This is a genomic window from Vibrio sp. MA40-2, from assembly GCF_047302445.1.
GTDB lineage: Bacteria > Pseudomonadota > Gammaproteobacteria > Enterobacterales > Vibrionaceae > Vibrio.
Map to the genome: position 1 here is coordinate 728,972 of NZ_CP178628.1, position 21,478 is coordinate 750,449.

Sequence of the window (21,478 nt, forward strand, 5' to 3'; positions counted from 1 at the left end):
CCATGGATCGTCGTAATTTCTTAAAAACCGCGGTTGGTTCATCCTTGGCACTTGGAACTGGAAGTGTACAAGCTCGGCCAAATCATGAACCGCCACCAGAAGCCATTGGTATGCTATATGATTCAACTTTATGTATAGGTTGCCAAGCGTGTGTTTATAAATGCCAAGAAGTCAATCAACTAGACACTAACCCTCAAGCCGATACGTTCTCAGTCAATAGCAAACTATCTATCTACACACATAATATTATTCAAGTATGGGAAGATGGCACAGGTAGTGAAAAAGATCAGCTCGACAATGGTTACGCTTATACAAAGCGACAATGTATGCACTGCATTGATCCTGATTGTGTTTCCGCCTGCCCTGTATCAGCAATGACTAAAGATCCAATAACAGGCATTGTCAGTTACGATAAAAAATACTGTGTTGCCTGTCGCTACTGCATGGTTGCTTGTCCATATAACGTACCACAATACGAATATGATGATATTTATGGCCAAATTCAAAAGTGTCAATTCTGTAACCAAAAAGGCGTTGAACGCATCGACAAAGGTTTACTACCTGGCTGTGTCGAAGTCTGCCCTACTGGCGCAGTCATCTACGGTAAACGTGACCAATTGTTAGCTGAAGCAAAAAAACGTATCGCCTCAAAACCAGGTCAAGAATATGACTACCCACGTGCAACACTAGAAAGTGAAGATTATCAAACCAAAACCGCCGCAGTTTACCAAGATTATATCTTTGGCGAGTTTGATGGCGGCGGAACCCAATCTCTAGTGATCTCAGGCGTTCCTTATCAAAAACTCGGTTTACCTACACTAGATACTCGCGCTGTTGGTGCCAGAGCAGAAACAATGCAACACGGAATATATACAGGCATGTTGTTACCAATTGCCTTATTCGGTGGGTTTATTCTACGTACCCGTTCAAACATAAAAAAACAAGACCAACAAGCAAAGGAACAACACCAGCAAATAGATACAACAAACACAACAAATAAGGAAGAGGATTAATGGCACACATTAAATCAAAAGCATTAGGAGGAACGCTTTTTTCTTGGCGCGTTATTGCATTCTCTACCCTAGTTGTAATCAGTATGATATTAATCGTTTACCGCCTATTTTACGGTATCGGTTCAATATCTAACCTAAACGCAGGTTACGCATGGGGGCTACTAAAAAGCTTTAATTTACTGGTAGGTACAGGGCTTGCCAGTGGTGGTTGGGTTCTCGCTTGGGCAGTGTATTTCTTCAACAAAGGAGACTATCACCCATTAGTACGCCCAGCTTTGCTAGCGAGTTTGTTTGGTTATGCTTTAGGCGGGCTCTCTATTACTATCGATCTAGGTCGTTATTTTGCCATTCCTTACTTCTTTGTTCCGGGTCAATTCAATATAAATTCAGTTCTATTTGAAACCGCCGTTTGTATGACTATTTACATTGGCGTTCTGTTCATTGAATTTGCACCCTCCATTTTTGAAAAATTCGGAGCAAAAGCGACATTAAAAAAATTAAACAAAGTAATGTATATCGCCATCGCCCTAGGACTTTTATTGCCGATGATGCACCAGTCTTCGATGGGGTCTTTGTTTATTTTATCGGGACATAAAATTCATCCATTATGGCAAAGCTATGAAATGTTACCGATTTTCTCATTGTTCACCGCTGCTATTATGGGCTTTTCTATTGTTGTCTACCAAGGTGCATTAACGCAGGCTGGCTTACGCAACGAAAGTGTGGCGGATGAAACTCATCTATTTTACCGCTTAACCCAAGTTGCTCACCTATTTTTAATCGGATTTGTGGTTTTGAGATTTGCCGAGTTGGTTTTCACCGATAAAGTAAATTACTTAGCCAATTTTGATTTTTATGCTCTGATGTTTTGGATAGAAATGGGACTCTTTTGTTTTCCTTTGGTCATTTTCCATTGGGATGCGTTAAGAAAAGATTCACGAATGTTATTTATTGGTGCCCTTTCTATGATGCTAGCAGCATCAATGTGGCGGATGAATTTATCTACCATCGGCTATATGCCTGGAGATGGTTATCATTATTTCCCCAGCACTTTAGAACTGATTATTTCAGTCGGCTTAATCGCTGTTGAAGTAGCAACCTATCTTATCATTATCCGCTTTTTACCTGTAATGCCCGCTTTGGAACGTGTTCACTCTCAATCCAAAACTCAAGGTCCGTCGGCGATAGATAACACTGACAATTCAAATAATTATAATCATTCACACAATTCTAATAACGATACTAAAGGAGGTGATGCGTGAGTCAACGTATTACAATTGATCCAGTAACCCGCATCGAAGGCCACTTACGTATCGATTGCGAAATTGATAATGGCATCGTCACAAATGCTTGGTCTTCTGGGACGATGTGGCGAGGAATGGAAGAAATATTGAAAGGTAAAGATCCTCTTGATGCATGGGTTTTTACTCAACGAATTTGTGGCGTTTGCACCACTGTACATGCTATTGCATCGGTGCGTTCAGTAGAAAGTGCCTTGAAGCTTGATATCCCTAAAAACGCCCAGTACATTCGTAATCTAATCGTTGCTGCACATGGTATCCACGATAACGTCGTGCATTTTTATCAACTGTCCGCTCTTGATTGGGTAGATGTAGTCTCCGCATTAGCAGCAGACCCGCTTAAATGTGAAGAGATATGTCGTCCATTGTCAACTTGGTCATTAAATTCAGCAGCCGAATTCCAGAAAGTAAAAAACAAGCTGAAAAAATTAGTAGATAGCGGTCAATTAGGCATCTTTGCCAATGGCTACTGGGGGCACAGAGAAATGAAATTGCCTCCTGAAATCAACCTTATCGCTGTCGCTCATTATCTACAGGCTCTTGAATATCAACGTAATGCTAACCGTATTGTTGCCATTCTTGGTGGTAAATCACCACACATTCAAAACCTTGCCGTGGGAGGTGTAGCCAATCCAATCAATCTAGATGCGCAAAGTGTATTAAACAAAGAACGCTTAATGTACATCAAATCCTTTATAGACGAACTGGATGAATTTATAGAGCAAGTATACAAACTCGACGTGGCAATAGTCGCCGCTCATTATCCTGAATGGCTCGCCATCGGTGAAGGTGTGACAAATTACCTTTCTATACCTGATATGCCTACCGATGACAAAGGAGGTAGCTTCTTGATGCCTGGTGGTTATATTGAGAACGGTGATTTATCAACGTTTAAACCAATAACCAGCCATGATGATCAATATTTAATTGACGGCATTGCTGAAAGTAGCAAGCATTCTTGGTATCAAGACGATGGTCCATTCCATCCTTGGCAAGGAAAAACGGACCCAAATTACACCGGCTTCGAAGATAACGGTAAATATTCTTGGGTTAAAGCGCCTACTTTTTATGGCAAAGCAACACAAGTCGGTCCGCTTGCACAAGTTCTATGTGCTGTGGCCTCTGGTGATAAAAATACAACTAAGCACCTTAATGACGTACTTGGCGCTTTTGAAATGCTAACTGGAATTAAACCAGAGATAAAACATCTGCACTCTACTTTGGGCAGACATGCCACTCGTGCGGTACGTTGCGCTGTTCTCAAAGATACCATGCAACATCAGTATCAAGCCTTAATAGATAATATTGCATCAGGTGATACCACCACGTACATCAAACCGCATTTTCCAGATGGCATAATTAAAGGAGTTGGTTTCCACGAAGCTCCGCGTGGAATGCTTTCTCACTGGATTGTTATTAATAATGGCAAGATAGAGAACTATCAAGCGGTCGTTCCGTCAACTTGGAACTCTGGTCCTAGAAATGATACAGATGAACTCGGCCCTTATGAACAATCACTTATTGGCACGCCAATCGCCGATGCAGAAAACCCATTAGAAGTGATTAGAACCATTCACTCTTTCGATCCTTGCATGTCTTGTGCTGTACACATTGTCGATACCCGAGGTAATGACATTACTCAAGTAAAAGTGCTTTAACACACTGTCTTATCTCCCTTTTTGGAAAAAAAACCATAAAGGGAGACACTTAAAGATTAGGTAAACATGCTTTAGGAGAAAACATGAATGTTTTAGTTTTAGGAGTCGGAAACTTACTTCTAAGAGATGAATCGGTTGGTGTACACATTATTAATCAGTTAGAAAATGAGTATCAATTCCCTGATGGTATAGATGTGGTCGATGGTGGCACTGCCGGTATGGAACTATTGGAGTTTATTGCTAATCGAGAGCACGTAATCATCGTTGATGCCGTTCTAACCGGAGCGAAACCAGGCACCGTCATCAATCTAAAAGATGATCAAGTTCCTGCTCTTTTCCACAATAAAGTGTCTCCACATCAATTAGGTATTTCCGATCTTTTGGGAGCATTAAAACTCACTGAGGAATCTCCTAAAAACATTTTCCTTGTCGGTATTGTTCCCAACGATATCACACCAGGCCTTGAAATGAGCGACACAGTTAAATCTCAAATAGGCTTAATGAAAACACAAATTATAGACCATTTAGCCAAAATCGGAGTGCCACTAAAAAGCAAACAGGAATCAGTATGTGTATAGGGATTCCCGCATTAGTTCAGCATGTCGATGAAAATACGCAATCAGCAATGATAGGAGAAAAAAGCAACTTAACAAAAGTTAGCTTAATCATGTTAGATGATGATGTAAAAGCAGGTGACTATTTATTAATTCAAGTAGGTAATTTTGCCGTAGAAAAAATAGACAAACAGCGAGCACTTAAAGCAATCGAGCTACAACAAGCGCTCGCGACAGGAGACTATGAACGTGCTGCAAAACTTTACTCATAATCCATGCGATACGCTAGAAAGCGTATTCGAGCATATTAATACCCATCAAATGGCCGACTTACCTTTTAACAATAAAAAATTAACGGTTAAAGCGGTGGGATTTTCTCTCTATGAAAACGATTGGTTAGGGGTATTACTGACACCTTGGATGCTGAGCATCTTATTAATTCCTGGACCCAATCGAGTTTGGCAAGCACAAACGGTCGGTAATAAAGTTGGGCTATGTTTACCTGCAGGCAATTTCTCATTTACCTATGGAAGTCATAAGCAACTAGGCACCTATTTAGCCTGTTCTGTCATGTCACCACTACAAAATATAACGAGTCAAGTCAGTGCGTTGCAACTAGCCAAAGATGTACGCCAGTTAATTACCGCGATTCCGACAGAACAAATACAAGTAAAAGATCAGTCTCGTCGAGCTTTGTTCGGTTTGCAAAATAAAGCAACCAGTTAGTATTAGAGCGTATTTATCATGATTAATAGCCATCAACATGCTGACATCTCTGACAAACTCAATACCAGTATTGGTCAGATCACGATCATATTAACCGTAGATCAAACAACTAAAATCACTGCGGTAAAGATAAAAAATAGCCGTCCAAAAAATATCGGGCAGATATTAGTCGGTAAAACGCCAATGCAAGCTCTATTGACACTCCCGAACCTATTCTTACTCTGCGCCCAAGCTCAACAAACCGCAGCAATTAAGGCTATTGCCAACTTAAATCAGCACACCATTTCACAAAAACAGCAGCAAAATCTGACACGTCGTGGTTCATTAGAATGGCTAAAAGAACATAATTGGCAACTTTGGCAGATGGAACGAGAGCTTTTCGGTAACAACTTTGCAATGCAGCCAAGTTTATCGCTGGCTAAATTGTTGCTTAATTTAATCAACAATGTCGCTCCCATACCAACATCCAATATTGTTAGCGATACAAGTAGTAATGACAACACTGCTAAGCAGAATACTGGTGACGATACGCTTTCTGGCGACAACAACAATAATGCGCTAAATGACGAATATTACCAATTGATCAATCCACACCTTTCCTCTCTTTTTGGTTGTGAACCATCTGATTTTCTCGAATTTACTTGGTCGGAATTTTTACTGTGGACTCAAGGAAAAGCACCTTACTCTCAACTACTGAAAACCTTGCAGCAACAGCAATTAACTGATTTAGGAACATTTGAGCATTGGAATATATCTCAAGAGAACAGTTCATTAAGCCGACAAAAAAATCATCCTTTAGTGCTGTCTTCTTTACAACGATGGGGAGCAAATGTGGCAACAAGGACGTTAGCCAGAATGATTGAAATGGTAGTGGTGAATCACGATCCAAATCTAAGTCAAACCTCTCTTAATAATTCAGCGCTCACTTCAAGAGGTATTTTACGACATGACCTGTCAATTGATAATAAAGGATTAATCACTCGCTACAGTATTGATGCACCAACAGACCGTCTATTCGCTTCTGGTGGACTGATGGAAAAGGCATTACTAGGGCAAAAAATACCAGAAATGAATCTCAAATGGATTAGACAACTGGTTTGGGCTATCGACCCTTGTGTTGAGTTTTCACTTTCTATTTCAAAAAATAGCGAGCCGAAAGACAGTCCTAGTAGCAATAGCACTCATGACAATAGAACGAATAGCGAAAGGAAAACGAACCATGCATGAAATGTCCCTCTGTGAAAGCTTAGTTCAAGTGATAGAAGAGCAAGCAAAAACACAAGGTTTCAACAAAGTAAAAACCGTTTTTGTCCAAATCGGCACGTTCGCAGGTATCGAAGTTGATGCATTGAGATTTTGTTTTGAAGTGGTATGTAAAGGAACTCTAGCTGAATCAGCAACATTAGAAATTATTTTATCACCAGGCATTGCCTGGTGTTTTAACTGTGAAAAAGAAATTCATTTGCTCACACGCTTAGCTCCTTGCCCTGAATGCAATGGACATAGCATACGAACCAAGAACACTAGTGACATGCGAATTAAACAATTGGAGGTTATATAATGTGTACAACATGCGGCTGCGGAGCAGGCAACGTAACCATAGAAAACACACAAGGCTATTCTCACCAACACGATAATAACTCTGAGCATCCTCATCAACACGAGCATAACCACCTTCCCCCTCATTCCCACCAGCATAAAACTGAGGCGCAAGTCGTTCATCATCATTATTTTGGACCAGTACATATTCACTACCATGCGACAGCTGACATTGATAGGTCGTCGACTAATATACCTAATACAGAGACATCACATCAGCATGCACACGACCACAAGCATAGTCATCACAAACCTAGTCATCACAAACCTAGCCATCACCATCAAGAAGAAATTCAAGACGTATTTTATGCTCAAAAAAATGGTGACGACCTACATTTTGGTAAAGGGGCAGCACATTCTCATGCACCAGGTATGACTCAAAGCAGAATGGTACAAATTGAAACCGATATATTGGCCAAAAATGATGCAATTGCACACCACAACCGAGATTTTTTAAATACACAAAATATCAAGGCACTTAATCTTGTTTCTAGTCCCGGTTCTGGAAAAACCACATTATTAGTCGAAACCTTAAAACGTCTTGATACTGATAAGTGTGCCGTAATTGAAGGCGATCAACAAACTAGCAATGACGCAGATAGAATTCGTCAAACTGGGGTCAAAGCCATTCAAATTAATACAGGGAAAGGCTGTCATTTAGATGCTCAAATGGTCTCTCAAGCGATTGATCATTTAAAGCCACAACCAGACAACCTGTTATTTATAGAAAACGTTGGAAACCTTGTCTGCCCGGCGGCATTTGATTTAGGAGAACACTTTAAAGTTGCGGTTTTATCCGTCACAGAAGGTGAAGATAAACCTTTAAAATACCCCGATATTTTTTCTAATGCAGACCTCATGTTAATCAATAAAACAGATTTACTTCCCCACCTTAATTTTGATTTAGAAACCTGTATAGCGCATGCCAAACGTATCAATCCTGATCTGCAAATTATGCTTATCTCAGCCACAACAGGAGAAGGTATGCAAGCATGGCTAGATTGGTTACAGGAGAAATAATATGTGTCTTGGTATTCCCGGAAAAATAGTCGAAATAACCGATGCACATGCCATGTTAGCCAAGGTAGAAATAAGTGGGATTAAAAGAGAAATCAATATCGCTTGTGTCATCGATACGGCAGTCGATAAAAAAAACATAGTTAATCAGCAAACTCTAGTGAACCAACTGCTAGACAAGTGGGTACTGGTTCATGTTGGATTTGCGATGTGCATCATTGATGAAAGCCAAGCAAAAGAAACACTGAGTGCGTTAGAGTCAATGCAAGCTTTACAACATGAACTGAATGATTTCAGTGCTATTGGGCAAGTAACTGAGGAATCATAATGGATTATGTCGATGAATATAGAGACCCAACCCTGGCGAAAGCCATCATTGATAACATTAACAATGCGTTACTAGCCATTCCTGACAACAAAAAACCATTACAAATTATGGAAGTATGCGGCGGGCATACCCATACTTTATTTAAATTTGGCCTGATTCAACTTCTGCCCAAAGATATCGAATTTGTTCATGGGCCCGGCTGCCCTGTTTGTGTTTTACCAAAATCAAGATTAGATCAATGCATTGCCATTGCTGAAATAGACAATACCATCCTCTGTACTTTCGGTGATGCCATGCGCGTACCTGGATCCAACGGTTCACTGCTTGATGCAAAATCTCGTGGTTGTGATGTGCGTATTGTTTATTCACCAATGGATGCCCTGCTGTTAGCTGAAAAAAATCCACACAAACAAATCATCTTCTTCGGCTTAGGTTTTGAGACAACCATGCCAGCAACAGCGATGACGGTATTACAGGCAGAACAAAAACAAATCAATAATTTTAAGCTGTTCTGCCAACACATAACGTTAATGCCGACTTTACAAGCTCTACTAAATCAAAAAGAGATTCGCATTGACGGTTTTCTTTTGCCCGGCCATCTTTCGATGATCATCGGCACTCAGCCTTATCAACCGCTTGTAGATACTTATTCAAAGCCTTCTGTAGTGACCGGTTTTGAACCATTAGATATGTTGCAGGCAATATTGATGCTCGTTACTCAATTTAAGCAATCACGGTGTGAAATAGAGAATCAATATTCCAGAGTGGTTAAAAAACAAGGTAATACTCAAGCATTGAAAGCCATGGCACAAGTATTCAAGACAAAGCAATCTAGCGAATGGCGTGGTCTAGGAATGATTAAAAAGTCAGGCATTAAATTAAGCAAAAACTTCATTCACTTTGATGCAGAACACTACTTCCAACCCAAAACTTACACCGCAAGTGATCCACAAGGTAGTCGTTGTGGCGAAGTTCTGTCTGGTTTATGCAAACCAACAGATTGCCCGCTATTTGCCGACAACTGTATTCCAGAAAATGCAATTGGCGCCCTCATGGTTTCTTCAGAAGGAGCCTGCGCTGCCTACTATAATTATAGCTATAACTGTAGCCAAAATAACACGACCGATCATTATCCAAACGGTAAGCCTAACCAAAAGCACAATATCGATCATAATCCAAGCCATTCGCCAGCAACCATAGCGGATAAAATTGCAATATCCGATATAAAACCAACCACGACAAAGAGGTCGGAATGAACAGCAGAATAACAATGGCGCATGGCAGTGGCGGTAAAGCCATGCAAAATCTAATACAAACGATGTTTGTTAAGCACTTTTGCAATGCACAGCTTGAGCAACAAGAAGATCAGGCGAGGCTTGCATTAACCCAGTTTTCCGATGCAGGAAACACACTTGCTTATTCAACCGACTCATTTGTCATAGACCCTATTTTTTTCCCCGGCGGCGATATTGGAAAACTAGCGGTATATGGCACAGCTAATGATGTGGCAATGAGTGGCGCAAAACCTCAATTTCTCTCTAGTGCCTTTATTTTAGAAGAAGGGTTACTTCTTTCTGACCTAGAAAAAATTGTCGTCTCCATGGCGAAAGCGGCATCAGAAGCCGGCATTAAAATCGTTACAGGCGACACAAAAGTCGTCCCAAAAGGCGCAGCGGATAAAATTTTCATTAATACCAGTGGACTAGGCGTTATACCTAAATCCGTTGATTGGGCAGCAAATAAAATTCAACCTGGTGACAAAATTATTGTATCTGGAACTTTGGGTGATCATGGCGCAACCATATTAAATCTAAGAGAAAAACTAGGATTAGATGGGCAATTAGCCAGTGATTGCCAACACTTGTACCCTCTTGTTGAAACCATGTTACCTATTGCAGGAATTCGTTGTCTACGTGACGCAACTCGTGGCGGTGTCAATGCGGTACTACACGAGTTTATGGCCAGTTCTGGTTGTGGCTTTCAACTCGATGAAGTAACCATTCCTGTCAGCCCTGAAGTGCGTGGAATCTGTGAATTACTCGGATTAGAAGCGATCAATTTTGCCAATGAAGGCAAACTCGTTGCTATTGTTGCCCAAGAGCACTCACAACAAGCGTTACAGGCTTTAAAACAGACCATAGCAGGAAAAGAAGCCGCTATCATCGGTGAGGTAAACTCGGCAAATCAAGTTACTATAAAAAGTCCTTTTGGAGGCAGTCGTTGGCTAGATTTGCCTAATAGCGAACCTATGCCAAGAATTTGTTAAATATGTTGATTAAAGGGATCGAACTTAGAGTAAAAGGCAAAGTACAAGGCGTCGGTTTTCGACCGTTTGTATGGCAACTTGCTGAACAACTATCACTAAAAGGTCATGTACTCAATGACGGACAAGGTGTGCTAATTTGTTTGCTACAACACCCGAATATTGAGCAATTTAAGCAAAAACTTTACTGTGAACTGCCACCTTTGGCACAAATAGAGACATTACTTGAACGTGAAATAATTTGGCAAACGCTGCCTAATCATTTCAGCATTAATCAATCAAGCACAACCAACATCGACACTCAAGTCGTCCCCGATGCAGCAACCTGTCCTGAATGTTTAGCAGAATTATTTTCAACTCACGATCATCGTTACCACTACCCTTTTATTAATTGCACACACTGCGGACCACGCTTTACCATCATTAAGCAAATGCCCTACGATAGACCTAAAACGGTTATGGCTGATTTCCCACTTTGTCCAACATGCCACCACCAATACATCAGCCCCTCGAATAGACGTTACCACGCACAACCCATTGCTTGTCCAGCTTGTGGCCCACAAATCCAAGTGGTTTCAGCAGATGGTCGTACCTTACAAAATAAAAGCAAATTCACAGAGAGAGCTAAATTAATCAATGGGGCTCAATTAACAGATGAGACTAACGACTCAGAAAATTGGCTTACATTGGCGATTCAAGCTTTGAAACACGGTAAAATAATCGCCATTAAATCGGTAGGTGGATTTCATTTAGCTTGCGATGCCACCAATCAACACGCTATTGCAACACTACGAAACAGAAAACATCGCCAATACAAACCTCTGGCCGTTATGGTCAGTAACATTTGCTCAGCTCATTCGTTTGCCTATATCGACCAACATGAAAAAAAAGCACTCCAAAGTCACACGGCACCTATTGTGTTACTCAAGAAAAAAAATGTGTTACTCAAGAAAAAAAAGGGATCTATCCTAGCCCAAAATATCGCGCCACAATTGAATGAAATCGGCTTAATGCTGCCATCAAATCCAATACAACACTTACTTTGCCGCTATTTCAACAAGCCATTGGTCATGACATCGGCCAACAAAAGCGGACTTCCTCCTGTCCTAGATAATCAACAAGCTTTAAATACACTCAATGGCATTGCAGATCTGTTTATCCTGCACAACCGCGATATTACTCAACGCTGCGACGACTCATTAATTAGAATTAATAAGCAAGGACAACAGGAAACACTAAGGCGTTCTAGAGGCCTTGTTCCTAACGCGATAACGTTGCCATCAGACTTCCCCAATGCAGATGGTTACCTCGCTTATGGTGGTGATTTGAAAAATGCCTTCGCCATAGGAAAAAGCAAAAAGATCATAGTAAGCCAATACCTTGGTGATCTGACTAACATTGAAACTCAACAGCAGTATAAACAAGCAATCGAGCATTTTATTTCGCTTTATCAAAGCAAGCCAATTCATCATATTGCCGATTTACATCCAGGTTACTTCAGTCATCAATACGCCCTAGCTCAACAAGGTCACCACCACTTAGTGCAGCATCATCATGCTCATGTGGCGAGTTGTTTAGTAGAAAATAAGTGGGCAGCGAAGGATGGAAAAGTGTTAGCTCTAGCCATGGATGGCCTTGGTTTTAGTGAAGATGGTACAATTTGGGGAGCAGAATTATTATTAGCCGATTATCAACATTCTCAACAAATAGGTGGCTTACCAGCTATTAATTTGCTTGGTGGCGATAAAGCAGTCAAAGAGCCTTGGCGTTCACTATACGCTCACTTAAAAGCCTTTTATCCCACTTTTAATTTTGCTGAATTAACGACAACAAATTCGTTATCTCAGAACCATTCACTGAAGCAGAACTTTGCAAGTAAGCCATTGTTATTATTGACCAAAGCAATGCAACGCAACATTAATAGTCACCAAGTAAGATCAGCAGGACGTTTGTTTGACGCCGTCGCAGCATCGTTAAATATTGCTTTTGACCATTCTGAATATGAAGGCTTGAGTGCCTGTCAACTCGAGGCTTTAGCTCAAAACTGTACCAATAAAACAAATATAAAACCGATAAAAATAGGCCATCGTCAGTTGGAAATCGACTTAACCGAATTCTGGCCAAAATTCATCACAAACACTAATACTCGCGCAGACAAAGCGTACTTATTCCATTTATCTTTCGCTACAGCATTAGCCAACCTTGTCATCGCGGCAAAAGAACAATATCACTCACACAATATTAGCCATTTAGTGCTTACTGGTGGCGTTTTTCACAATGCTCTGTTAACTCAATTATTAACAAAAGCACTAAATGACAAGATATCCATCTTGCAACATAGTCAATTTTCTTGTGGTGATGGCGGGCTAGCATTAGGCCAACTAGCAATTGCACTACTGAAACACAACTCAAAACAATAAGGATTTAGCAATGAAAAAAAGATTAACAGCGTTACTGTTTATACCTACGTTACTATTTATACCAACATCAGCCATAGCACACCCTGGCGGTGCTCATAGTCACCCAGAAGAAATAGTAGGTGGCCTCATTCTGCTTATTGTCGCTGTGAGCGCTTATTATCTGTGGAAGAAAAGGAAGTAAGTTCTGCGGAATGATCAATGGAGAACATAACGACAACCATCTGCGCAAGCATGAGTTAATCTCATACCTGCGCGGATAAAATAACCATCGAAAAACCGACTCAAAACGCTATTGCAAATAACTAGAAATAGACTGAGCCAAAGCTTCAAAACGGTGTCGCAAAGGTGAACCAGCTCTGTAAGCTAATACGATTTTGCGAGTTGGGATCGGGTCTTTGGCTTTTAAGTACTTAACTCCATCTTGAACTTTACTCGCTGGCACAGAAAGCTCAGGTAATAAAGTAATCCCTCCCCCTGCTGCAACCATATTCCTAAGTGTTTCTAAGCTGGTTGCCTTAAATCGTTCATCATCTTTTGCTCCAGCTGCAAAACAAAAACCTAATGCTTGGTCTCTTAAACAGTGTCCGTCACCTAAAGAGAGAACCGTATGTCCATTAAGTTGCTGCATGTCGAGTTCGTTCAAACTGGCCCATTCATGCTCGCAAGGTACCGCGACGTATAACGGTTCGACATAGAGATCCAACTCTTTGAATGGTTCCGTTTCTGCTACAGAAGCCAATACTAAACAATCTAGTCGCCCTTCTTCTAACTGGCTAACCAATTGATTGGTCTGGGCCTCATGTAAAAAAAGCTCTAAATCTGGAAAATCCTTCTTTAAATGCGGAATAATCTTCGGCATTAAATACGGACCAACCGTAGGAATAAAGCCAATATGCAATGGTCCACTCATTTCATTACCTTGCAAACTGGCCATATCAACAAAGGTTTTAACTTCGTTGAGAATTTTTTTAGCTTGATTAACAAGCTGCAAACCCGATTCAGTGAACAACACTCGACGGCTACTTCGTTCTAAAAGTGCAGTACCGAGTTCATCCTCTAATTTGCGAATTTGGCCACTTAACGTAGGTTGGCTCACAAAACAAGCTTCTGCGGCTTTGCGAAAATGCTTATGTTCAGCTAAAGCTACAAGGTACTCAAAGTCTCTTATATTCATGCTTACCTTAAAGATAGAATTAAACTATCGGTACTATAGTATTAAACGATTAGAACTATCAACGAAAATATCTAATAATTAACTCAACAAAACGGAAACCCGTTACACAATTTAAAATCAGTTCTGCTAAATTAAGCTAGGAACTTACCATTTAAACCCGAGGAAATTTATTATGTTAACATCTAAAGAAGGTCAAAACGTCCCACAAGTTACTTTCCCTGCTCGTCAAGGTGATGCATGGGTTAACTTAACTACAGATGAGTTGTTTAAAGATAAAACTGTGATTGTATTCAGTCTACCGGGCGCGTTTACACCGACTTGTTCTTCTAGTCACCTACCTCGTTATAACGAATTGTATTCTGTATTTAAAGATCACGGTGTCGATGACATTCTTTGCGTATCAGTAAACGACACGTTCGTAATGAATGCTTGGAAAAATGACCAAGAAGCCGAAAACATTACCTTCATCCCAGATGGTAACGGCGATTTCACTGACGGCATGGGCATGTTAGTCGACAAAAACGAAATTGGTTTTGGCAAGCGTTCATGGCGTTACAGCATGCTAGTAAAAAATGGCGTAGTTGAAAAAATGTTCATCGAACCAAATGAACCAGGCGACCCGTTCAAAGTTTCTGATGCTGACACAATGTTGAACTACATTGCTCCTGAATATAAAACGCAAGAATCCGTAACGGTATTTACTAAACCTGGTTGTCCTTTCTGTGCAAAAGCAAAACAGAATCTAATCGATAAAGGACTTCAGTATGAAGAAGTTGTTTTGGGTAAAGATGCAACAACCGTAACTTTACGTGCAATAACAGGTAAAACAACGGTTCCACAAGTTTACATTGGCGGTAAACACATTGGTGGTAGTGAAGAGTTAGAAGCTTATCTTGGCTAATCAGTGACAATTAATAGACCTTATTCGTTACTTATTAATCACGATTAAATGGCGATAATGGCTATTTGAAGGAAACCAGAGCGCAGCACACGCTCACTCTGATTTCCTTCTTTCAAAGCACCAATTAATTATAACGGCTACTTAACAACGGTTACTAACATCAAATATTAGTAAAACCGGCTATGACTAAAATTAACGGTTTGCAAAACCAGCTATTGCTAAAACCAACAACAGCTTAAATATCAAAAAGAGATTTCCCATGAAAAAAATAAATGTAGATGTGGCCGTTATTGGCGGTGGCACAGCGGGTCTTGGCGCCTATCGCGCAGCAAAAGCGCATAATAAAAACGTCGTTATGATTGAAGGTGGTCCTTACGGCACAACCTGTGCTCGAGTAGGTTGCATGCCATCAAAATTACTTATTGCCGCAGCAGAAAGCGTTCATCAGATAGAAAAAGCCCCTGCATTTGGTGTTTACCCTCAAGGTGAAACGGTTATCAATGGCAGAGAAGTGATGGACCGAGTAAAACGAGAACGAGACCGATTTGTAGGTTTTGTACTTGAAGGTGTTGACGAAATTCCAGCTGAAGACAAAATCTCTGGCTATGCTAAATTCGTTGATAACACAACGTTAATTGTTGATGACCATACCGAAATACAGGCAGAACGCATTGTTATTGCAACGGGTTCACGACCTGCTTACCCTGGAGTTTGGAATGATCTTGGCGACAGACTAGTTATTAATGATGACGTTTTTGAATGGGATGATTTACCAGAATCTGTGGCGGTATTTGGCCCTGGTGTGATTGGTTTAGAACTGGGACAGGCACTACATCGCTTAGGTGTTAACGTAAAATTATTTGGTGTTGGTGGACAAGTAGGCCCTATCTCTGATCCAGAAGTCATGGCATACGCAGATAAAGCGTTTAAAGAAGAATTTTACCTAGATGCAGACGTAAAAGTTGAGAAAATGGAGCGTATAGGTGACAAAGTAGAAATCGTATTTATCAACCAAGATCAGCAACCTGAAACCTTTATAGTCGATTACGTTTTGGCTGCAACGGGTCGTAGAGCAAACGTTGATAAATTAGCGATTGAAAATACCGATGTGCAACTGGATGATCGTGGTGTGCCAACGGCCGATTATTTCACTTTGCAAACCTCAGTCAGCAGTATTTTCATTGCTGGTGATGCAAGCAATCAAATACCTCTGTTACATGAAGCGGCGGATCAAGGTCGTATTGCTGGTGATAACGCTGGCCGATACCCTGATATCCGAGCAGGACTGCGTCGTTCATCTATTTCTGCAGTATTTACTGACCCACAAATTGCAATGGTGGGTGAAACATACAAACAGATAACCGACAGACTAGGCAGTTGTGGCTGCTTTGCAACAGGTGAAGTATCATTTGAAGGACAAGGTCGCTCTAGAGTCATGTTGAGAAACAAAGGGTTACTGCATGTTTATGGCGAACAAGGTACCGGTCGCTTCTTAGGTGCGGAAATGATGGGACCAAATGCAGAACATCTTGCTCATTTACTTGCTTGGGCGCATCAGAACAAAATGACTATTTCTGAAATGCTCGACATGCCTTTCTATCATCCGGTCATTGAAGAAGGCGTTCGTACTGCATTACGAGATTTGAATGCGAAACTGCACCTTGGACCAGAAATGATTAAAAACTGCCTCGATTGCGGCCCAGGTTGTTAATCAATACCAAATATCAATCAGCTACTCGACTCCTGTTGAGTAGCCGACTTGCCATTCAACTATTCACTTAACCTATTTGTAGAAACAAATTCGATAAAAAACACCAAACCACTCAACAACACAAATCTATGAGAAATAGAAAAAAAACGGTATCCTAATCGCCTGTTTCTCCGATACGACGCCACTATGCAAGACAAACACGGGCTCCTAACAGCGCCGATACCTCAAGTTCTTCGTACTATGACAATCCCAATGGTGTTTGGCTTGATTGCAATCTTGATGTTTAATCTTGTTGATACTTTTTTTATCTCGCTACTGGGTACGGATTCACTCGCCGCCATCAGTTTTACTTTTCCAGTGACCTTTGGAGTCAATTGCATCACCATGGGCATAGGCATTGGCCTATCCACTAACATTGCCAGATTATTAGGCCAAGGCAACAACAAAGATGCCGCTCGTTTTACCTCTCATGGATTACTTCTTGCCATACTGCTCATTTCCATCGCCTCTATGTTCGGCATATTTACCATTGAACCTCTGTTTCAATTTTTAGGCGCAGAAGACAAACTGATCTTGCTCATCAAAGATTATATGTTTGTCTGGTATCTCACTATACCGTTATTGGTTATTCCAATGGCGGGCAATAGCGCAATTAGAGCAACAGGAGACACCAAAACACCAGCCAAAATAATGATTGTGTCTGGTGGTCTAAACGGTATTCTAGATCCATTACTTATTTTTGGTTATGGCCCTTTTCCAGAGCTAGGAATAAAAGGTGCGGCAATCGCCAGTGCACTAAGTTGGTTGGGCGCTTTAGCTTGCTCGCTGTATCTATTAATCAAACGAGAAAATTTACTGGCACTGCCTAATTTTTCTTACCTGATGTCTGACTGGAAACAAGTGTTAAAAATAGGCACTCCTGCCGGTATATCCAATGCAATGACGCCCATTTCAGGCGCAGTTCTGATGATAATATTGGCCAGTCATGGTACCGCTGCTGTCGCGGCTTACGGAGCCGCCCAACGTATCGAATCCATTTTATTATTGGTTCTGATGTCGCTAACATCAGCTCTCACCCCTTTTATGGCGCAAAATTTGGGCGCAAAAAACTATGAACGTAGTTTTAAGGCTATGTTTCTTTCCATGCGCTTTTCTATTGGGTTTCAATTCATTTTGTTTATTATGATGGTGCCATTAAGTATCCCACTCGCAGCCTTATTTGGCCGAGAAGAAAGTGTTAATAATTTAATCTGGCTTTATCTTGTTATTGTGCCTTTTAGCTATGGATTTCAAGGCATTATTATGTTGTTAGTTAGTAGCTTAAATGCAATGCATAAACCGCTACAGGCTTTCTATTGGAGTTTCATGCGGTTGTTTGTATTTACTGTACCCGCAGCATGGATAGGAAGTTGGCTATACCAAGTTCAAGGACTGTTTGTTGGTATAGCATTAGGCAACATTTTAGGTGGGATATGTGGCTATATTTATGCTGTTCATCTAAAAAACCTAAGCTCTAGATAAAGAAAAAGATAAGTACTTCACAGCTCAATATTAATAACGAAAATGAAAATCAAATAGTGAGCGAAAAGTACTAAATTCCAGCGCCGTCAATATAACCATGCTGCTTACCATTGAACCTTTGATCCATATCTTCAGAAGGCTTATCAGTCATCGGTCTTCCAACTATTTTAGCCGGCACTCCAGCGACAGTAGTATGTTCCGGAACAGCTTGAAGCACTACCGAGCCAGAACCAATTTTGGCACCAACTCCCACTTCAATGTTACCGAGAATCTTAGAACCCGCTCCAATCATTACCCCTTCACGGATCTTAGGATGTCGGTCACCACACTCTTTACCTGTACCGCCTAGCGTAACGTTTTGCAGTATTGATACATCATTTTCAACTACCGCTGTTTCACCAATAACAATACCAGTAGCATGGTCAAGCATAATACCTCGACCAATCGTTGCAGCTGGATGAGCATCAACCTGACAAGCAACAGAAATTTGATTTTGCAAATACGTCGCCAATGCGACTCGTCCTTGTTTCCATAAATAATTTGCGACTCTGTATCCCTGCAAAGCATGAAACCCTTTAAGGTAAAGCAATGGAATAGAATACAAACTTACCGCAGGATCTCGGCTAACAGTGGCACAAATATCCGCGGCCGCAGATTCGGTGATCTCCGGGTCGGCGGCTAATGCCTCTTCCACCACTTCACGCACTGCCATAGCGGGCATAGAAGCGGTTTTGAATTTATTGGCTAGTATGTAGCTCAAAGAAGCACAAAGACTATCATGATTAATAATCGTTGCATGATAAAAGCTCGCTAACATAGGCTCTTGAACAGATTGTTCTCTCGCTTCCTTTACAATCGTCTGCCATACATTACTTGGCTTACAGTGCTTCATACTTATCCTTCCGATTTCTTATCTCTGGCCAACAGATCTTGCGCGGCTAATCGCGCGTCTTTGCCTTGATATAATACTTGATATATTTGCTCAACTATTGGCATTTCAACACCCATACGAGCACAAAGCAACCACACTTCTTTAGTATTTCGATATCCCTCAACAACTTGACCTATTTCTTGTTGTGCAACATCCACACCTTTACCTTGTCCTAACGCCAAACCAAAACGGCGATTACGTGATTGATTGTCAGTACACGTCAGCACTAAATCACCCAAACCCGCCATTCCCATAAAGGTCTCTTGTTGAGCGCCTAAGGCTGTTCCTAAACGCGTCATTTCAGCCAGTCCACGTGTAATCAAAGCCGTTCTTGCATTGGCACCAAAACCTATTCCATCAGACATTCCTGCTCCAATAGCGATCACATTTTTCACCGCACCGCCGAGTTGCATTCCGATAAAATCGTTATTGGCATAAACACGAAAGGTCTTATCACAATGAATTTTATCTTGCAGTTGCTCTAGAAACTCAGCGTCAGGAGAGGCAACCGCAATCGCGGTAGGCATACCAGCGGCTAACTCTTTCGCAAACGTTGGACCAGATAACACAGCTAGGGGATAGTCATCACCAACAATATCGTGAGCCACATCTTGCAGTAATCGTCCTGTTTCTGGTTCTAGCCCTTTGGTTGCCCAACAAATACGGCTATCACTTCTTAAGTGCGGTTTAAGGCTCTTAAGAACCGTACCAAACACATGACTTGGCACAACAATCAACAGATCTCGGCTTGCTTGTACAGCTTTCGCTAAGTCAGACTCAACCAGCAAAGTGTCAGGAAAGGCAATCTCTGGCAAGAAGGCATGATTAGCACGATCATTTTGCAACGTATTCATATGCTCAGGGTCATGTCCCCATAAAACAATATTATCCCCGTTTCGAGCCAATGAGATTGCCAGCGATGTTCCATATGAACCGGCTCCGATCACTGTCATTGCAATCTCTTTTCCATAGGCATTATTTTGTTTAGTAGACATGAGCACTTCCTGAATCTATATGTAAACACTTGTCGTTAGCTAATATACCGAACCTAACGAATATCTCTGCAATTAACTAAGATTAAGATAAAAAATGCACAAGCGCGTAGCATTGTGCATTTTTTATCTTCATGACTTTCTCTTGATACTTTGCTCACCGTTTTATTGTTTAAATAACTAAACCATCATTTAAACAACGAAACAGCGATGCATAGAAAGTTTTTAACTATTATGCGTCAGCTTCTGATTTATCTTCAGTTTTCGCTTGGTTCTGTAGGTAGTTCATAAACAGAGCGTCAAAGTTAACTGGTGCTAAGTTAAGTTGTGGGAAAGTTCCTTTAACCACTAAGCTTGAGATAGTTTCACGTGCATATGGGAAAAGGATGTTAGGGCAGAAAGCACCTAAGCAATGAGCAAGTTGGCCTGCTTCCATTTTTTCAGCAGTGAAGATACCACCTTGCTGAACTTCACAAAGGAAACCTGTTTCTTCTTGGTTCTTAACGGTAACCGTTAAACGTAAAACCACTTCGTAAACACCTTCACCTAATTCTCTACTTTGAGTATCTAGATCCAATTTAACATCTGGATTCCACTCTTGTTGAAAGATGGTTGGAGAGTTAGGTGCTTCAAAAGAAACATCTTTTAAAAAGATACGTTGGATAGTGAAGTTCTGTTGGTTTTCTTGAGGTGCTGCTTCAGCCATTTTTAATTTTCCTTAATTTTGAATCTGTTATAAAAATTCTGTTGGTCCATTTTTAGGACGATATTTGAGTTAGCATTGAGGCAAATGTTACCAAGCGACTCAGTGATCTCGTTATTTTTTACCACGAATAAGCGGCATTTTCGCCTCGCTCCAAGCAAGAATGCCACCTTTAAGCAGATGAACATTCTCAAAACCCGCTTTTGCTAACAGGTTTGCACTTTCGCTAGCGGTTTGACCCGTCTTACATACCACTGTAATTGGGTTTGGTTTGTATTTTTCAAGGTTTGCCAACGATCCTGATTTAATATCAGACGGTAAAACGTGAACTGAACCAGTAATATGCCCTTGTTTGAATTCATCTTTAGTGCGGAGATCAATAACTACGCCTTCATCTTTATTGATGAATTGAGTCAGCTGTGCAGGAGAGATGTCTTTGTATTTAGCTGTAGAGGTTTTATAGATGTTCAATATAAGCGCCACAACGATACCAACAAAGGCCATAGCGAGCAGCATGTTGCCTTGTATAAAATCAATATATTCTTGCATTTCTAATACTCTTACAAATTGTGGGCTAAGCCCCGATTACAAATTTAAAGCGTGAGTATAACGAGGATACGAGTTATAGGCGAGAGTGGATCGCAATTCAAACCTAGAAATGGGGAT

General features: G+C 40.9%; 22 protein-coding genes. 17 read left to right on the forward strand and 5 right to left on the reverse strand.

Features of this window, described 5'->3' with window-relative positions; all coding sequences use genetic code 11:
• Window positions 1-2 precede the first annotated feature (2 nt).
• From hybA to ACLKML_RS11025, 14 genes are all read left to right on the forward strand, one after another.
• Complete coding sequence (gene hybA / locus ACLKML_RS10960) at window positions 3-1,013, forward strand: hydrogenase 2 operon protein HybA (protein WP_413285345.1); 1,011 nt, start codon at window positions 3-5, stop codon at window positions 1,011-1,013.
• Window positions 1,013-2,275: a Ni/Fe-hydrogenase cytochrome b subunit gene (gene hybB / locus ACLKML_RS10965; protein ID WP_413285346.1), complete on the forward strand. Its 1,263-nt coding sequence runs from the start codon at window positions 1,013-1,015 to the stop codon at window positions 2,273-2,275. Before hybA ends, hybB begins: the two co-directional genes overlap by 1 nt.
• On the forward strand, window positions 2,272-3,972 hold the full coding sequence (gene hybC / locus ACLKML_RS10970; RefSeq protein WP_413285347.1) for a hydrogenase 2 large subunit: 1,701 nt from the start codon (window positions 2,272-2,274) through the stop codon (window positions 3,970-3,972). The genes hybB and hybC overlap by 4 nt, the downstream gene beginning before the upstream one ends.
• A gap of 83 nt (window positions 3,973-4,055) precedes the next feature.
• Window positions 4,056-4,550 (forward strand): HyaD/HybD family hydrogenase maturation endopeptidase, encoded by a 495-nt coding sequence (locus ACLKML_RS10975; RefSeq protein ID WP_413285348.1) that lies wholly within the window; start codon window positions 4,056-4,058, stop codon window positions 4,548-4,550.
• A complete protein-coding gene (locus ACLKML_RS10980; RefSeq protein ID WP_413285349.1) occupies window positions 4,541-4,798 on the forward strand; it encodes a HypC/HybG/HupF family hydrogenase formation chaperone in 258 nt (85 codons plus the stop codon). Before ACLKML_RS10975 ends, ACLKML_RS10980 begins: the two co-directional genes overlap by 10 nt.
• Entirely contained in the window at window positions 4,770-5,252 is a 483-nt protein-coding gene (hybE, locus tag ACLKML_RS10985) for a [NiFe]-hydrogenase assembly chaperone HybE (RefSeq protein ID WP_413285350.1), read from the forward strand. The genes ACLKML_RS10980 and hybE overlap by 29 nt, the downstream gene beginning before the upstream one ends.
• Before the next feature lie 18 nt (window positions 5,253-5,270).
• Entirely contained in the window at window positions 5,271-6,479 is a 1,209-nt protein-coding gene (locus ACLKML_RS10990) for a hypothetical protein (RefSeq protein WP_413285351.1), read from the forward strand.
• On the forward strand, window positions 6,472-6,813 hold the full coding sequence (gene hypA / locus ACLKML_RS10995) for a hydrogenase maturation nickel metallochaperone HypA (protein WP_413285352.1): 342 nt from the start codon (window positions 6,472-6,474) through the stop codon (window positions 6,811-6,813). Before ACLKML_RS10990 ends, hypA begins: the two co-directional genes overlap by 8 nt.
• Window positions 6,813-7,871 (forward strand): hydrogenase nickel incorporation protein HypB, encoded by a 1,059-nt coding sequence (gene hypB, locus ACLKML_RS11000; protein ID WP_413285353.1) that lies wholly within the window; start codon window positions 6,813-6,815, stop codon window positions 7,869-7,871. Before hypA ends, hypB begins: the two co-directional genes overlap by 1 nt.
• A gap of 1 nt (window position 7,872) precedes the next feature.
• Window positions 7,873-8,196 (forward strand): HypC/HybG/HupF family hydrogenase formation chaperone, encoded by a 324-nt coding sequence (locus ACLKML_RS11005; protein ID WP_413285354.1) that lies wholly within the window; start codon window positions 7,873-7,875, stop codon window positions 8,194-8,196.
• Window positions 8,196-9,452 (forward strand): hydrogenase formation protein HypD, encoded by a 1,257-nt coding sequence (gene hypD, locus ACLKML_RS11010; RefSeq protein ID WP_413285355.1) that lies wholly within the window; start codon window positions 8,196-8,198, stop codon window positions 9,450-9,452. The genes ACLKML_RS11005 and hypD overlap by 1 nt, the downstream gene beginning before the upstream one ends.
• Window positions 9,449-10,462: a hydrogenase expression/formation protein HypE gene (hypE, locus tag ACLKML_RS11015; protein ID WP_413285356.1), complete on the forward strand. Its 1,014-nt coding sequence runs from the start codon at window positions 9,449-9,451 to the stop codon at window positions 10,460-10,462. Before hypD ends, hypE begins: the two co-directional genes overlap by 4 nt.
• Window positions 10,463-10,464: 2 nt before the next feature.
• The gene (hypF, locus tag ACLKML_RS11020) at window positions 10,465-12,879 is read left to right on the forward strand and encodes a carbamoyltransferase HypF (RefSeq protein ID WP_413285357.1); all 2,415 of its coding nucleotides are present in this window, start codon (window positions 10,465-10,467) and stop codon (window positions 12,877-12,879) included.
• A gap of 10 nt (window positions 12,880-12,889) precedes the next feature.
• The gene (locus tag ACLKML_RS11025; RefSeq protein WP_413285358.1) at window positions 12,890-13,060 is read left to right on the forward strand and encodes a hypothetical protein; all 171 of its coding nucleotides are present in this window, start codon (window positions 12,890-12,892) and stop codon (window positions 13,058-13,060) included.
• 108 nt (window positions 13,061-13,168) lie between these two features.
• On the opposite strand, the gene oxyR is transcribed toward ACLKML_RS11025, so the two are convergent.
• Complete coding sequence (gene oxyR / locus ACLKML_RS11030) at window positions 13,169-14,053, reverse strand: DNA-binding transcriptional regulator OxyR (RefSeq protein ID WP_317716581.1); 885 nt, start codon at window positions 14,051-14,053, stop codon at window positions 13,169-13,171.
• Window positions 14,054-14,225: 172 nt separating this feature from the next.
• Here oxyR and ACLKML_RS11035 point away from each other — a divergent pair, with 172 nt between their 5' ends.
• The 3 genes from ACLKML_RS11035 (at window position 14,226) to ACLKML_RS11045 (ending at window position 18,186) form a co-directional block, all read left to right on the forward strand.
• Window positions 14,226-14,954: a redoxin family protein gene (locus tag ACLKML_RS11035; protein WP_413285359.1), complete on the forward strand. Its 729-nt coding sequence runs from the start codon at window positions 14,226-14,228 to the stop codon at window positions 14,952-14,954.
• Between the two features lie 259 nt (window positions 14,955-15,213).
• Window positions 15,214-16,665, forward strand: coding sequence for a dihydrolipoyl dehydrogenase (locus ACLKML_RS11040; protein ID WP_413285360.1), 1,452 nt, complete (start codon window positions 15,214-15,216; stop codon window positions 16,663-16,665).
• A 186-nt stretch (window positions 16,666-16,851) separates the two neighbouring features.
• A complete protein-coding gene (locus ACLKML_RS11045) occupies window positions 16,852-18,186 on the forward strand; it encodes an MATE family efflux transporter (RefSeq protein ID WP_413285361.1) in 1,335 nt (444 codons plus the stop codon).
• A gap of 70 nt (window positions 18,187-18,256) precedes the next feature.
• On the opposite strand, the gene cysE is transcribed toward ACLKML_RS11045, so the two are convergent.
• From cysE to ACLKML_RS11065, 4 genes are all read right to left on the reverse strand, one after another.
• Window positions 18,257-19,078: a serine O-acetyltransferase gene (cysE, locus tag ACLKML_RS11050; protein WP_413285362.1), complete on the reverse strand. Its 822-nt coding sequence runs from the start codon at window positions 19,076-19,078 to the stop codon at window positions 18,257-18,259.
• Between the two features lie 2 nt (window positions 19,079-19,080).
• The gene (gene gpsA / locus ACLKML_RS11055) at window positions 19,081-20,112 is read right to left on the reverse strand and encodes an NAD(P)H-dependent glycerol-3-phosphate dehydrogenase (RefSeq protein WP_413285363.1); all 1,032 of its coding nucleotides are present in this window, start codon (window positions 20,110-20,112) and stop codon (window positions 19,081-19,083) included.
• A gap of 229 nt (window positions 20,113-20,341) precedes the next feature.
• Complete coding sequence (gene secB / locus ACLKML_RS11060; protein ID WP_317716575.1) at window positions 20,342-20,815, reverse strand: protein-export chaperone SecB; 474 nt, start codon at window positions 20,813-20,815, stop codon at window positions 20,342-20,344.
• A 111-nt stretch (window positions 20,816-20,926) separates the two neighbouring features.
• On the reverse strand, window positions 20,927-21,361 hold the full coding sequence (locus ACLKML_RS11065) for a rhodanese-like domain-containing protein (RefSeq protein WP_413285364.1): 435 nt from the start codon (window positions 21,359-21,361) through the stop codon (window positions 20,927-20,929).
• Window positions 21,362-21,478: the final 117 nt, after the last annotated feature.

Bases quoted from the DNA above. Each gene is read 5' to 3' on its own strand.
- cysE (WP_413285362.1), bottom strand. From the start codon at position 19,078: ATGAAGCACTGTAAGCCAAGTAATGTATGGCAGACGATTGTAAAGGAA.
- ACLKML_RS10975 (WP_413285348.1), top strand. From the start codon at position 4,056: ATGAATGTTTTAGTTTTAGGAGTCGGAAACTTACTTCTAAGAGATGAA.
- hypE (WP_413285356.1), top strand. From the start codon at position 9,449: ATGAACAGCAGAATAACAATGGCGCATGGCAGTGGCGGTAAAGCCATG.
- hybA (WP_413285345.1), top strand. From the start codon at position 3: ATGGATCGTCGTAATTTCTTAAAAACCGCGGTTGGTTCATCCTTGGCA.
- hybE (WP_413285350.1), top strand. From the start codon at position 4,770: ATGAACGTGCTGCAAAACTTTACTCATAATCCATGCGATACGCTAGAA.
- hybB (WP_413285346.1), top strand. From the start codon at position 1,013: ATGGCACACATTAAATCAAAAGCATTAGGAGGAACGCTTTTTTCTTGG.
- secB (WP_317716575.1), bottom strand. From the start codon at position 20,815: ATGGCTGAAGCAGCACCTCAAGAAAACCAACAGAACTTCACTATCCAA.
- ACLKML_RS11065 (WP_413285364.1), bottom strand. From the start codon at position 21,361: ATGCAAGAATATATTGATTTTATACAAGGCAACATGCTGCTCGCTATG.
- ACLKML_RS11025 (WP_413285358.1), top strand. From the start codon at position 12,890: ATGAAAAAAAGATTAACAGCGTTACTGTTTATACCTACGTTACTATTT.
- ACLKML_RS10990 (WP_413285351.1), top strand. From the start codon at position 5,271: ATGATTAATAGCCATCAACATGCTGACATCTCTGACAAACTCAATACC.
- oxyR (WP_317716581.1), bottom strand. From the start codon at position 14,053: ATGAATATAAGAGACTTTGAGTACCTTGTAGCTTTAGCTGAACATAAG.
- hypB (WP_413285353.1), top strand. From the start codon at position 6,813: ATGTGTACAACATGCGGCTGCGGAGCAGGCAACGTAACCATAGAAAAC.
- ACLKML_RS11045 (WP_413285361.1), top strand. From the start codon at position 16,852: ATGCAAGACAAACACGGGCTCCTAACAGCGCCGATACCTCAAGTTCTT.
- ACLKML_RS11005 (WP_413285354.1), top strand. From the start codon at position 7,873: ATGTGTCTTGGTATTCCCGGAAAAATAGTCGAAATAACCGATGCACAT.
- ACLKML_RS10980 (WP_413285349.1), top strand. From the start codon at position 4,541: ATGTGTATAGGGATTCCCGCATTAGTTCAGCATGTCGATGAAAATACG.
- hypD (WP_413285355.1), top strand. From the start codon at position 8,196: ATGGATTATGTCGATGAATATAGAGACCCAACCCTGGCGAAAGCCATC.
- ACLKML_RS11035 (WP_413285359.1), top strand. From the start codon at position 14,226: ATGTTAACATCTAAAGAAGGTCAAAACGTCCCACAAGTTACTTTCCCT.
- ACLKML_RS11040 (WP_413285360.1), top strand. From the start codon at position 15,214: ATGAAAAAAATAAATGTAGATGTGGCCGTTATTGGCGGTGGCACAGCG.
- gpsA (WP_413285363.1), bottom strand. From the start codon at position 20,112: ATGTCTACTAAACAAAATAATGCCTATGGAAAAGAGATTGCAATGACA.
- hypF (WP_413285357.1), top strand. From the start codon at position 10,465: ATGTTGATTAAAGGGATCGAACTTAGAGTAAAAGGCAAAGTACAAGGC.
- hypA (WP_413285352.1), top strand. From the start codon at position 6,472: ATGCATGAAATGTCCCTCTGTGAAAGCTTAGTTCAAGTGATAGAAGAG.